Annotated in this window: 10 protein-coding genes and 4 tRNA genes; 2 read left to right on the top strand and 12 right to left on the bottom strand. The window is 68.3% G+C overall.

Annotated features, from left to right (window positions below; translation table 11 throughout):
• Positions 1-11: 11 nt before the first annotated feature.
• The 10 genes from ACFWZU_RS05920 to serC form a co-directional block, all read right to left on the bottom strand.
• A tRNA-Leu gene (locus ACFWZU_RS05920) sits at positions 12-98 on the bottom strand.
• A 163-nt stretch (positions 99-261) separates the two neighbouring features.
• A tRNA-Cys gene (locus ACFWZU_RS05915) sits at positions 262-335 on the bottom strand.
• 72 nt (positions 336-407) lie between these two features.
• Positions 408-483: transfer RNA gene (locus tag ACFWZU_RS05910), tRNA-Gly, on the bottom strand.
• Between the two features lie 124 nt (positions 484-607).
• A tRNA-Gly gene (locus ACFWZU_RS05905) sits at positions 608-683 on the bottom strand.
• A gap of 37 nt (positions 684-720) precedes the next feature.
• Positions 721-1,335: a CDP-diacylglycerol--glycerol-3-phosphate 3-phosphatidyltransferase gene (gene pgsA / locus ACFWZU_RS05900; protein WP_439700501.1), complete on the bottom strand. Its 615-nt coding sequence runs from the start codon at positions 1,333-1,335 to the stop codon at positions 721-723.
• A 50-nt stretch (positions 1,336-1,385) separates the two neighbouring features.
• Positions 1,386-3,212: an excinuclease ABC subunit UvrC gene (uvrC, locus tag ACFWZU_RS05895; RefSeq protein ID WP_439700500.1), complete on the bottom strand. Its 1,827-nt coding sequence runs from the start codon at positions 3,210-3,212 to the stop codon at positions 1,386-1,388.
• A 132-nt stretch (positions 3,213-3,344) separates the two neighbouring features.
• Complete coding sequence (gene kdsB / locus ACFWZU_RS05890) at positions 3,345-4,118, bottom strand: 3-deoxy-manno-octulosonate cytidylyltransferase (protein WP_439700499.1); 774 nt, start codon at positions 4,116-4,118, stop codon at positions 3,345-3,347.
• A gap of 168 nt (positions 4,119-4,286) precedes the next feature.
• Entirely contained in the window at positions 4,287-5,612 is a 1,326-nt protein-coding gene (gene aroA, locus ACFWZU_RS05885; RefSeq protein ID WP_439700498.1) for a 3-phosphoshikimate 1-carboxyvinyltransferase, read from the bottom strand.
• Entirely contained in the window at positions 5,609-6,697 is a 1,089-nt protein-coding gene (pheA, locus tag ACFWZU_RS05880; RefSeq protein ID WP_439700497.1) for a prephenate dehydratase, read from the bottom strand. Before pheA ends, aroA begins: the two co-directional genes overlap by 4 nt.
• Positions 6,698-6,743: 46 nt before the next feature.
• Entirely contained in the window at positions 6,744-7,829 is a 1,086-nt protein-coding gene (gene serC, locus ACFWZU_RS05875; RefSeq protein WP_439700496.1) for a 3-phosphoserine/phosphohydroxythreonine transaminase, read from the bottom strand.
• Positions 7,830-7,993: 164 nt separating this feature from the next.
• On the opposite strand from serC, the gene ACFWZU_RS05870 reads away from it, so the two are divergent.
• Both ACFWZU_RS05870 and aat read left to right on the top strand, forming a co-directional pair.
• Positions 7,994-9,130 carry a GNAT family N-acetyltransferase gene (locus tag ACFWZU_RS05870; protein ID WP_439700495.1) on the top strand — a complete coding sequence of 379 codons (1,137 nt, stop codon included), beginning with the start codon at positions 7,994-7,996 and terminating at the stop codon, positions 9,128-9,130.
• Positions 9,127-9,849 (top strand): leucyl/phenylalanyl-tRNA--protein transferase, encoded by a 723-nt coding sequence (gene aat / locus ACFWZU_RS05865; RefSeq protein ID WP_439700494.1) that lies wholly within the window; start codon positions 9,127-9,129, stop codon positions 9,847-9,849. The genes ACFWZU_RS05870 and aat overlap by 4 nt, the downstream gene beginning before the upstream one ends.
• Here the strand turns inward: aat and ACFWZU_RS05860 are convergent.
• Together ACFWZU_RS05860 and ispG are read right to left on the bottom strand one after the other, a co-directional pair.
• Complete coding sequence (locus tag ACFWZU_RS05860; protein WP_439700493.1) at positions 9,846-10,682, bottom strand: HD-GYP domain-containing protein; 837 nt, start codon at positions 10,680-10,682, stop codon at positions 9,846-9,848. The two genes, aat and ACFWZU_RS05860, sit on opposite strands and share 4 nt — an antisense overlap.
• A 143-nt stretch (positions 10,683-10,825) precedes the next feature.
• Positions 10,826-12,085, bottom strand: a complete 1,260-nt coding sequence (ispG, locus tag ACFWZU_RS05855) for a flavodoxin-dependent (E)-4-hydroxy-3-methylbut-2-enyl-diphosphate synthase (protein WP_439700492.1) — start codon at positions 12,083-12,085, stop codon at positions 10,826-10,828.
• Positions 12,086-12,658 lie beyond the last annotated feature (573 nt).

The following is a 12,658-nucleotide window of genomic DNA, read 5'->3' as shown; positions in this document are numbered from 1 at the left end:
CGAATCGTCGGTGGTGCCCGGAGCGGGGTTCGAACCCGCATACCCGCGAGGGTGAGGGATTTTAAGTCCCTTGCGTCTACCAGTTTCGCCATCCGGGCATAAGGCACGGATCGTAGCACCCGCCCGCCGTTGTCGGAGCCCGCTTGCGGGCGATGCCCGCCGTGGGCGCGAGAAGGCGTCGCTCGCAAAGCAGGCGCCTGCAGGTTCGAGGCGCGCCAAACGAAAAGGCCCGCCGGTGGCGGGCCTTCAACGATCGCGCAATGGAGGCCAGGGTCGGAATCGAACCGGCGTACACGGCTTTGCAGGCCGCTGCATGACCACTCTGCCACCTGGCCATCGCGCGCGGAACGCATGGTTGCGGTCCGCTTAAAAAAACAAAACCCCGGTAGTCCGAGGTTTCTGGAAACTGGAGCGGGAAACGAGACTCGAACTCGCGACCCCGACCTTGGCAAGGTCGTGCTCTACCAACTGAGCTATTCCCGCGTCAGAGTCGGAAAGGATAGCAGAACCGGGCCGGATGTGAAGGCCCCGCACGCGCCTTTTGCATGTTTCCGTAGCGGCCGCCGAAACGACGAAGCCCCGGCATGGCCGGGGCTTCTGGAGAAACTGGAGCGGGAAACGAGACTCGAACTCGCGACCCCGACCTTGGCAAGGTCGTGCTCTACCAACTGAGCTATTCCCGCATCGGAGCCGCGCATTTTAGCGGCGAAAACAGACTCGTCAAGCCTCGGCACGCTTGCTGGTGCCAGGCTGCTTCGGCGGCTCGCCGCGGAGCATCGGCCAGGCAGCGCGCAGGTAGTGCATGCCCGACCAGATGGTCAGCCCACCGGCGATCACCAGCAGCCCTTCGCCGATGTGGTACAGCCGCAGCGCCTCCGCTTCCTTCTCGTGCTGCACGATGAGCACGACCAGCGCGATCATCTGCATCACGGTCTTGAGCTTGCCGACAAACGCCACCTTCACCGTGGCGCGCATGCCGATTTCGGCCATCCACTCGCGCAAGGCGGAAATACTGATTTCGCGGCCCACGATGACCGCCGCGGTCACCGCCATCAGGATGCCCGGCCAGCCGCCGCGATGGGATTCGACCAGCAGGAACAGCGTCACCGCGACCATGAGCTTGTCCGCGACGGGATCGAGGAAGGCACCGAACGCCGAGGTCTGGTTCAGCCGTCGCGCCAGGTAGCCGTCCAGCCAGTCGGTGACGGCGGCCAGCACGAAGACGATGGCGGCCGTGAAGTTGTGCCCGCGGAACGGCAGGTAGAACACCACCACCATCACCGGCAGCAGCGCCACGCGGAACAGGGTCAGCCAGGTGGGTAGGTTGATGCGCATCGTCCTTTCCGTCGGTTGTCGATCATCAGTGTCGCACGGCAGTCTGCGTTTCAGCCGTGCAACGTGTTGTAGATGCGTTCGGCCAGGCCACGATCGATGCCCTTGATCGAGGCCAGCTCTTCCACGCCGGCGGCCTCGACCCCGGCCAGGCCGCCGAACGCCTTGAGCAGCGCCGCGCGCCGCCGCGCACCGATGCCCGGCACGTCTTCGAGCACGCTGCGCTCGCGCGCCTTCTCGCGCCGCTTGCGGTGCCCGCTGATCGCGAAGCGGTGGGCTTCGTCGCGCACGGCGGCCACCAGATGCAGCGCGGGCGAGGCCGAGCCGGGGTGGATTTCACGGCCGGAGTTGGCGAGCACGAGGGTTTCCTCGCCCGCGCGCCGACCCGGCCCCTTGGCCACGCCAACCACCTGGATGCCGGCCACGCCCAGTTCGGCCAGCACGTCCAGCGCCTGCGCGACCTGCCCGCCGCCACCGTCGATCAGCAGCACGTCGGGCTTGGCACCCTCGCCCGCCGCCACCTTGCGGAAACGCCGGGTGAGCGCCTGGTGCATCGCGGCGTAATCGTCGCCGGGCGTGATGCCGGCGATGTTGAAGCGGCGGTAGTGCGACTTCTCCGGCCCTTCAGGGCCAAACACCACGCACGAAGCGACCGTCGCCTCGCCCATGGTGTGGCTGATGTCGAAGCACTCGATGCGCCGCGGCGGCTCGGCCAGTTCCAGCAGCTTCTGCAGGTCGTCGAAGCGCGCGCCCAGGGTCTGCCGACTCGCCAGGCGCGAGGTCAACGAGGCCTGCGCGTTGCGCTCGGCCATCTGCAGGAAGCGCGCTCGTTCGCCACGCACGCTGGATTTGATCTCCACCGAATGGCCCGCTTGCTCGCACAGCACCTGTGCGAGCAGGGCCTGGTCGGGGATCGTGTCGCACAGGATGATCTCGCGCGGCACCGGTCGTTCCAGGTAGTACTGGGCGATGAACTGCGCCAGCACGTCCGCTGGCTCGGCATCCAGCGGCAGGCGTGGGAAGAAGTCGCGCGTGCCCAGACTGATGCCGTTGCGGAAGAACAGCACGCTGACGCACGCCATGCCGCCCTCGATGCGGCAGGCGACCACGTCCATGTCGGCGCTGGCGCCCTGCACGTGGTGCTGCGCCTGCAGCTTGCGCAAGGCGGCGACCTGGTCGCGCAACGCGGCCGCTCGTTCGAAATCGAGCTCGGCGGCAGCCTTCTCCATCGACGTGGCCAGTTCGTCGATCACGGCGCTGCTGCGCCCTTCCAGGAACATCTCGGCATGGCGCACGTCGTTGCGGTAGTGCTCGACCGATACCAGCCCCACGCACGGCGCCGCGCAACGGCCGATCTGGTGTTGCAGGCACGGGCGCGAGCGGTTGCGGAAGTAGCTGTCCTCGCACTGGCGCACCTTGAACAGCTTCTGCATCAGGTTGAGGCTTTCGCGCACGGCGAAGGCGCTCGGGTAGGGCCCGAAGAAGCGGCCTTTGAGGTTCTTGGCGCCGCGATGGAAGGCCAGGCGCGGATAGTCCTCGCCACCGGAGAGGTAGATGTACGGGTAGCTCTTGTCGTCGCGCAGCAGGATGTTGTAGCGCGGCTTGAGCGATTTGATCAGCTGCGACTCGAGCAGCAGCGCCTCGCCCTCGGTCCGCGTGACGGTGACCTCGCAGCGCGCGATCTGCGACACCATCGCGTTGATGCGCGGCTCCATCCGCGGCTTGAGGAAATAGCTGCCGACGCGCTTCTTGAGGCTGCCCGCCTTGCCCACGTACAACAGCTCGCCGTCGGCGTCGAAGTATCGGTAGACGCCGGGCGAGGTGGTCAGGGTCTGGACGAAGGCCTTGCCGTCGAACGGCGGCGTCTGGGGCGACTGCATGGACGCGATTCTAGCCGTTCCGGCAAGCGGCGCCGTGACCGGTGGCCGAACAGGCTGCAGCCTGTCGTAGGGTGGGCTTCAGCCCACCGCCCCTCGCCGGGAAAACCGGTGGGCTGAAGCCCACCCTACGGCTTACGGCTGGCCGGCGAGCCAGCGCTCGGCGCGTTCCACGTCCGCCTCGGTGTCGATGCCCGGCGGGAACGGCTCGGGCGTCAGCCGCACGGCGATCGGGAAGCCGTGTTCCAGTACCCGCAGCTGTTCGAGCGACTCGGCCTGCTCCAGCGGCGTGCGGGAAAGGCCGGTGTAGCGGTTCAGGAAGCCGGCGCGGTAGGCGTAGATGCCGATGTGGCGCAGGAACGGCACGCCGTCGGGCAGCGCCTCGCGGTTGGCCGCGAAGGCATCGCGCGCCCAGGGCAGCGGCGCCCGGCTGAAGTACAGCGCGCGTCCGTCCGCTCCACGCACCAGCTTGACCACGTTCGGATCGAACAACTCGTGCGCGTCGGCGATCGGCGTGGCGAGCGTGGCCATCGGCGCGGCATCCTCGGCCAGCGCGCGGGCCACCTCGCGGATGCCCGCTGCCGGCGCGAACGGCTCGTCGCCCTGCAGGTTCACCACGATGGCCTCATCCGGCCAGCCGTAATGGCCGGCCACTTCGGCCAGGCGGTCACTGCCGGAGGCATGGTCGGCGCGGGTCATGCAGATGTCGACGCCCTGCCCGACCAGCGCCTCGGCGACGCGCGCGTCATCCACCGCCACAACGACTTGACCCGCGCCGGCCTGAAGCGCGCGTTGCGCCACACGCACGACCATCGGCACGCCGCCGAGGCGGCGCAGCGGCTTGGCCGGCAGGCGGGTGGAACCGTAACGCGCCGGGATGGCGACGATGAAAGGCGGGACGGCAGGCATGGCGTGGCAAACTCGGGAAAGCCGCGAGCCTAGCATCGGGTGGGCAGGAGCGCCCGCCTGGTCACGTTCGCGCTGGGAGAAGGCCCTCGAAGGCGGGTTCGGATGGAGCGTGGTCTGCGCTCCGACCACAACCCTCGGCCAACCCCGTCGTCCGGAGCGAGAGGAGGGTCAGATGCCCTCGAGGGCGAAGCCGCAGCCGTTGGCCAGTTCCATGAAGCCAGGAAAGGAAGTGGCGACATTGCGGCAGTCCCCGATGCGCACGCCGCCTTTCGTCACGAGGCCGGCGACGGCAAAGCTCATCGCCACGCGATGGTCGCCGTGACTTTCGATCGCGCCTGCCGCCAACCCGCCACCGTGGATGAGGGCGCCGTCGGGAGCCTCCTCCACCTGCACCCCCAGCGCGCGAAGCCCCGTCGCCATGCTGGCAATGCGGTCGGATTCCTTCACGCGGAGCTCTGCCGCACCGCGGACCACGGTGTGGCCCCGCGCTGCCGCCGCTGCGACGAACAAGACGGGGAATTCGTCGATCATGTCCGGCACCAGCGCCTGAGGCAGCTCGATGCCGTGCAGTGGCGCATGGCGCACGCGCAGGTCGGCGACCGGCTCGCCGCCGCTCTCGCGCTCGTCGATCACCTCGATGTCCGCACCCATCAACCGCAGCGCCTGCAACAGCCCGGTGCGTCGGGGGTTGAGGCCTACCGCGCGCAGCAGCAGGTCGGAGCCGGGTACCAGGCTCGCGGCAACCAGGAAGAAGGCCGCCGAGGAGAAATCCGCCGGCACCTGCACGTCGGTGGCTCGCAGCGCGTGACCGCCGGTGAGCCGGGCCCGCCCTGGTGCGAATTCGATTGGCCATCCAAAGGCGGCCAGCATGCGCTCGGTGTAGTCGCGGGTAGGGTGCGGCTCGATCACCTCGGTTGCCCCCTCGGCATACAGGCCAGCCAGCAGCAGCGCAGACTTCACCTGCGCACTGGCGACCGGCAACTCATAACGGATGCCCCGCAGCCGCTGCCCCCCGCGCACGTGCAGCGGTGGCAGGCCTTCACGCGAACCGATGCGGGCGCCCATCGAGGCGAGCGGCTCGGTGACCCGCCGCATGGGCCGGCGCGACAGCGATTCGTCGCCGACCAGCGTGGCATCGAACGCCTGCCCCGCCAGCAGGCCCGTGAGCAGGCGCATGCCGGTGCCGGCGTTGCCACAGTCCAGCGGCCGGTCGGTGCCGCGCAACCCATGCAGTCCCACGCCATGCACCAGTCGCTCGCCCGGCGCGGGCGTCTCGATGGCCACGCCCAGCTGCGCCAGCACGGCGGCGGTGGCACGCGTGTCCTCACCTTCGAGGAAGCCGCTGATGCGGGAGTCACCCCCTGCCAACGCCGCCAGCATCAGGGCGCGATGGGAAACCGACTTGTCGCCCGGCACCGTGAGCGTGCCGCTCAGCGGCCCTGCCGGATGGCTGACCCAGTCCAGCCGTCCGGTCGTGTCTGCGCAACCGCTCACGGCAACGCCACCGGGTAGGAGCCGAGCACGCGGACCTGCGTGGCGACCCGTCCCATGTCCTTGAGCGCCGCCTGCAGCGGCGCATCGTCGATGTGCCCGGAAACGTCGATGAAGAACGCGTACTGCCACTTGCCGGTATGCGCCGGGCGCGATTCGATGCGGTTCATGCTCACGTTGTGTTTGGCAAACGGGCTCAGCACATCGTAGAGCGCGCCCGGCTTGTCGTTGACCGTGATGAGCAACGAGGTGCGATCGTTGCCCGAGGGCGGAAACAGCGAGCGGCCGATCACCAGGAAGCGCGTGGTGTTGTCGGCGCGGTCCTCAATGCCTTCGGCCAGCGGCTTGAGGCCATAGACCTTGCCAGCGGTCTTGCCCGCGATGGCCGCCGTGTCGTCCGCGTGCCGGACCAGCCGGGCGGCCTCGGCATTGCTGCCGACCGCCACGCACTCCACATCCGGCAGGTTGATCCGCAGCCAGGTCTTGCACTGCTGCAGCGACTGCGCGTGGGCGAACACGCGACGGATGTCACCCGGCGACGCGGCTTTCGACAGCAGGCACTGGTGCACGCGCAGCTCGATCTCGCCGCAGATGCGCGCCTCGGAGGTGAGGAACATGTCCAGCGTCACCTGGATCATGCCCTGTCCCGAGTTCTCCACCGGCACCACGCCGAAGTCGGCATGCCCGGCAGCGACCTCCTGGAACACCTCCTCGATGCTGCCCAGCGGCAGGCCATAGGCCGCGTGGCCGAAGTGCTTGCGCACCGCCTGCTCGCTGAAGGTGCCCTCGGGCCCGAGGAAACCGACCTTGAGCGGATCCTCCTGCGCCAGACACGAGGACATGATCTCGCGGAACAGCCGCACCATCTCGGTGTCCGACAGCGGGCCGTGGTTGCGATCGACCACCATGCGCAGCACGTGCGCCTCGCGCTCGGGCCGGTAATAGTCGATCGCCGACAGGCCCTCGCCCTTGACCCGCGCGACCTCCTGCGCCCAGTTGGCGCGCTCGGAGATCAGCTCCTGGATCTGACGGTCGATGCTGTCGATGCGGTCGCGCACCTTGCCCAGCGATTCCTTGGGATCGGTCATCTGGCGTTCCAGCGGTAAAGAAGTCCAAACGTTAGCAGGCGAGCGCTCAGCCATGGCGCCGTGCGAAGTCGCGCATGAACGCCACCAGCGCCTCGACCGCCTCCAGCGGCACGGCGTTGTAGAGGGAGGCACGCATGCCGCCCAGCGCCTTGTGGCCCTTCAGCGCGAGCAGGCCGGCGGCCTCCGATTCGGCCAGGAAGGCCGCGTCGAGGGTGCCTTCGTGCAGGGTGAACGGCACGTTCATGCGCGAACGCGACGCCGCGGCGATCGGGTTGCGGTAGAAGCCGCCCGAGCTGTCGATCGCTCCGTACAGCAGCGCCGCCTTGGCGCGGTTGCGCTCGCCCATGGCGGCCAGCCCGCCCTGCCCCTTGAGCCACTGGAACGTCAGCCCGGCCAGGTACCAGCCGAAGGTATTGGGCGTGTTGAGCATGGACCCGGCCGCGGCGTGCTCGGCGTAGCGGAAGATGCGCGCCATCGGCCGACCCGGCCGCGCCAGCAGGTCACGGCGGACGATCATCACCACCAGGCCGGACGGTCCGATGTTCTTCTGCGCGCCGGCGTAGATCAGGCCGAAGCGGCGCACGTCCAGCGGCCCGGACAGGATGTTGGAGGACATGTCCGCCACCAGCGGCACCTCGCCGACGTCCGGCACGTCATGGAACTCCACGCCGTGGATGGTCTCGTTGGGGGTGTAGTGCACGTAAGCGGCCTGCGGGTCGAGCTGCCACCCGCGGCGGGACGGCAGGTGCAGGTAGCCGTCGGCCTGGCTGCTGGCGGCCACGTTCACGCGCAGGTAGGGGCTGGCCTCGCCAGCGGCCTTCTCGCTCCAGTGCCCGCTCACAATGTAGTCGGCCGTGTCGTCCGGGCCAGCCAGGTTCATCGGGATCTGCGCGAAGTGCTGGGTCGCACCGCCCTGCAGGAACAACACCGCGTAGTCGCCGGGGATCTCCAGCAGTTCGCGCAGGTCCGCTTCCGTGCGCTCGGCCATCGCGATGAAGCGCTTGCCGCGGTGCGACTGCTCCATTACCGAGACACCGCTGCCCTGCCAGTCCAGCAACTCGCGCTGCGCCTGTTCGAGCACCGCCTGCGGCAATGCCGCCGGCCCCGCACTGAAGTTCCAGACCTTGCCCACTGCGCGTGTCCTGATGGAATGAGCGGGCATTATGGCGCGGTGCAACATGCGGGCGTCAAATGCTCTCTTCGGCGGGGCCACATACGGCGATGGAAGGCTTGGGTCAGCCCGCGCAAGTTCGCTAGTCTTGCCAGGTGCCTTGCCAGCTCACCGCCTCCCAGCCAATGCTCACTGCCCGCTTCCACGCTGCCATCGCCGAGCTTCCCGCGGCGACCTGGGATGCACTGCGGGCGAGCGCCAACCCGTTCGTCTCGCATGCCTTCCTGCACACGCTCGAAAGCACGGGCTGCATCCGTCCGGACTGGGGTTGGCAGGCGCACCACCTGGGGCTGTACGAGGACGACCGCCTGATCGCGGCCGCACCGGTGTACCTGAAGGGCAACTCGCATGGCGAGTTCGTGTTCGACTGGAGCTGGGCCGGTGCCTGGGAACGCGCCGGGGGCGACTACTACCCCAAGCTGCTCAATGCCGTGCCTTACTCGCCGGTGCCGGGCCCGCGGCTGCTGGCCGGCCGCGATGCACGCGCGCCGCGCCTGCGGCAGGCGCTGGTGGAGGCGATGCGGGCGGAGGCCGATCGCCTGGGCCTGTCCTCGGTACACGCCAATTTCCTGGAGGACCAGGAGCTGGACGCGTTCGGCAGCGACTGGCTGGCGCGCTCGGACGTGCAGTTCCACTGGCACAACCAGGGCTACGGGCACTTCGACGACTTCCTGGCGACGCTCAGGTCCAAGAAGCGCAAGAACATCCGGCAGGAACGGGCGCAGGTAAGTGCATATGGCCTGGACATCCGCATGCGCGACGGCACGACCATGGACGCAGACGCCTGGCGCCAGATCCATGCGCTCTACACGGCGACCTTCGACGCCAAGGGCAACCATGCCGCGCTGACGCGCGCGTTCTTCCAGGCACTTGGCCATCTCGGCAGCGGCGTGCAGGTAGCCTGCGCGATGGACGGCGAACGCATCGAGGCCATGGCCCTGTTCCTGCAAAGCGATACGACGCTCTACGGACGCTACTGGGGCGCGCGGGTGGAGCTGCCGGGGTTGCATTTCGAACTGTGCTATTACCGCGGCATCGAGCATGCGATCGCCCGTGGCCTCGCACGCTTCGAGCCTGGCGCGCAGGGCGAGCACAAGCTCGCGCGCGGCTTCGTGCCGGTACGCACGCATTCGCGCCATTATCTGGCCCATCCGCAGTTCCGCCGGGCCGTGCGCGAAGCGCTGGTCCACGAAGCACAGGCGATGGACGATTACGTTGCCGAACTGGGCGCGCACGCGCCCTACGCCGGGGCGTGCCGGTGATCCGCCTGCCGCTGCTCGATCCGATGGCGCCCGAGCGCTTCCCCGACCCGCGCCATGCGCTGGCCGAGCCCAACGGCCTGCTCGCCTTCGGCGGCGACCTGTCGCCGCGACGGCTGCTGGCCGCTTACGAGCGCGGCATCTTTCCCTGGTTCAACCCGGGCGAGCCGATCCTGTGGTGGTCCCCCGATCCGCGTTGCGTGTTCGACACGGCGACCTGCCGCGCCAATCGCAGCCTGCGTCGTGCACTGGCAGGCAAGGACTGGCGGGTGACCGTCGACGAGGCCTTCGTGCGCGTGATGCGCGCCTGCGCCGCGCCGCGGCCCGGCCAGCACGGAACCTGGATCGGCCAGGCGATCATCGACGCCTACGCCTCGCTGCATACGCAGGGCCATGCGCACAGCGTCGAAGTGTGGGAAGGCGACGCGCTGGTCGGCGGCGTGTACGGCGTGAGCGTGGGACGGCTGTTCTGCGGCGAGTCGATGTTCAGCGCCCGCAGCGGTGGCTCGAAGCTGGCGCTGGTGGCACTGGCGGCCCTGCTGCGCGAGTGGGGCTTTCCGCTGCTCGATGCGCAGGTCAGCAACCCCCACCTGCTGGGGCTTGGGGCGCGAGAACTACCGCGCGATGCGTTCCTGGCGCAGGTGCGCACGCTGGCGGCGCAGCCGTGCGATCCGTTGCGCTGGCGCAAGGTGGCCCCGCGAGCCGCGGCCGACTGCCTCTAGGCCTGCGCCAGCTCCAGCGACGGGTGCGATTCGGCCATGCCGAGCGCCTTGAGGTCCGCGTAATGGGCGAGGAACAGTTCGACCAGCTGCGGATCGAGCTGGCTGCCGGCCGCCTCGCGCAGGTAGGCCAGCACGTCCTCCTCCGGCCACGCCGGCTTGTAGACGCGCGGGAAGCTCAGCGCGTCCCACACATCCACGATGCTGAAGACGCGCGCGGCGAGCGGAATCTCCTCGCCGCGCAAGCCACGCGGATAACCACCACCGTCCCAGCGCTCGTGATGCGCATAGGGAATGTCGATCGCGCCTCGAAGGAAGTCGACCTGTTCCATCAGCTCGCGCCCGATCTCCGGATGCCGGCGCATGTGCGCCATCTCGGCGTCGTCCAGCTTGCCCGGCTTGATCAGGATGGCATCGGGAATCGCCAGCTTGCCAATGTCGTGCAGCAACGCGCCGAACTTGACCGCAAGCAGCGCCTCCCCATGCATGCCGGCCAGACGGGCCAGGCCCATCGCCATGCGCATGACGCGGTCGGAGTGGTCGCGGGTTTCCTTGTGGCGGATATCCATCGCCGAAACCAGCACGCGCAGCGTCTGTTCGTGGCCGCGCATCAGTTGGCGGTTGATTGCGGCCAGTCGTCGCACGTCCTTGCCGATCATCCAGTACAACATCGCGCCGGTCATCACCACGAAGAACCAGCCCTTGGCGCTCTGCGCCCACACCCGTGCATCGGGGTCCAGCACCAGCGACGCGAGCGCACGATCCGAGAGCCAGATCCACAGGCAGGCGAGCGTGACGTACAGAAACGCGATTCGGAATTGCGGGCTGATCGACACGCCAGGCTCCAGGCACCAGGTGGCACGGGCGGCATTCTTCCCTGCCATGAGGAGGACTGTCGACAGACTGTCCCCAGCCTGTACAGCCGGATGTGAAACGCGTGATCCAGCGCACATCCCGGCAACCTGGCGGCTGCCGTGGGTCAGGCCGTCCGGGTGGCGTACTTGCGTGCCACGTAATCGTCCAGGATGCCGACGAACTCCTCGGCGATGTGGTCGCCACGCAGGGTCATCGCCTTTTCGCCGTCGATGAACACCGGTGCCGAGGGCGCCTCGCCATTGCCCGGCAGCGAGATGCCGATGTTGGCGTGTTTGGATTCGCCCGGTCCGTTGACCACGCAGCCCATCACCGCGAGGGTGAGGTTTTCCACGCCGTCGTACATCACGCGCCATTCCGGCATCTTGGCCCGCACATGTCCCTGCACGGTCTTGGCCAGTTCCTGGAAGAACTCGCTGGTGGTGCGTCCGCAGCCCGGGCAGGCGGTGACCAGCGGCGTGAACGCGCGCAGCCCCATGGTCTGCAGCAGCTCCTGCGCGACGATCACCTCCTGCGTGCGCGAGCCACCGGGCTCGGGCGTGAGCGAGATGCGGATGGTGTCGCCGATGCCCTCCTGCAGCAGCACCGCGAGCGCCGCCGCCGAGGCGGTGATGCCCTTGGAGCCCATGCCGGCTTCGGTGAGGCCCAGGTGCAGTGCGTAATCGCAGCGGGTGGCCAGGTCGCGGTAGACCGCGATCAGTTCCTGTACGCCGGACACCTTGCAGGAGAGGATGATGCGATCGCGCGGCAGGCCGATCTGCTCGGCGCGGGCGGCCGAATCGAGCGCGGAACGGATCAGCGCCTCGCGCGCGACCACGCCGGCGTCCCACGGCTGGGCGCGTTGCGCGTTCTCGTCCATCAGCGTGGCGACCATGCCCTGGTCGAGCGAGCCCCAGTTGGCGCCGATGCGCACGGGCTTGCCGTACTGGATGGCCTTCTCGATGATCGATGCGAACTGGCTGTCTTTCTTCTTGCCGAAGCCGACGTTGCCCGGGTTGATGCGGTACTTGGCGAGCACCTCGGCGCAGGCCGGTTCGGCTTCGAGCAACTGATGCCCGTTGTAGTGGAAGTCGCCCACGATCGGGACGTCCACGCCCATCATGGCCAGCTTTTCGGCGATGCGCGGCACTGCCGCGGCAGCCGCCGGGGTGTTCACGGTAATGCGCACGACTTCGGAGCCTGCGCGGGCCAGTTCGGCGATCTGCTTCGCGGTGCTGGCGGGGTCTTCGGTGTCGGTGTTGGTCATCGACTGCACCACTACCGGCGCACCGCCGCCCACCATGACCTTGCCCACGCGTACGCCTACGCTCGGGCGGCGCGTTGCCGGGCCGGCGGGCCGTGGTTGCTGGGGAATGGCGTCGTTCATGGGTCGCTACGAAAAGTGGGCCGCCATGCTGCGGCAATGCACAAGAATACCACTGCCCCCGCGCCCTCTCCCCTCCGGCGAGAGGGTTGGGGTGAGGGGCCGGGGCTCGCGGGGATGCCTGCGAGAGCGGTGTTTTGCCTGTCGTTCGTGCGTGCTCTCACCGCAACTTGGCTCGCCTGCCGCGGGCTTCCGATCGCCTGCCGGCGCTCGGGTCACTTTTCTTTGCCGGCCCAAAGGAAAGTAACCAAAAGAAATGGCCTGCTAATCCCGGTGAGAGATAAGAGCTAGGTGCCGCCTCGCTTTGATGGGTTGGTCGCTCGCTCTTAGAGGAGCTGCCGCCGCTTTACCGCGGGCGCTCGGGAGTTGGGGCGAGGGTAGGTTTGCGGCGGCGTGGAGCGGCTACCAATTTTGCCTTCAGAGCGGTCGTGGTTCTGGCGCACAGCATGACCGTAAGCTCCCCCGTTAGGCAGACATCTCGAAAGTAGAACTTTCTGGCATCGTTCCCGAGCCAGGAGGTTCCATGAAGAAGTCGAAGTTCACCGAGACGCAGATCGTCTCGATCCTCAAGCAGGC

The organism is Frateuria sp. GZRR33, assembly GCF_051900425.1.
Classification (GTDB): Bacteria; Pseudomonadota; Gammaproteobacteria; order Xanthomonadales; family Rhodanobacteraceae; genus Frateuria_A.
Note: the sequence above shows the minus strand (reverse complement) of the source record. Positions and strands in the feature narration are given on the sequence as shown.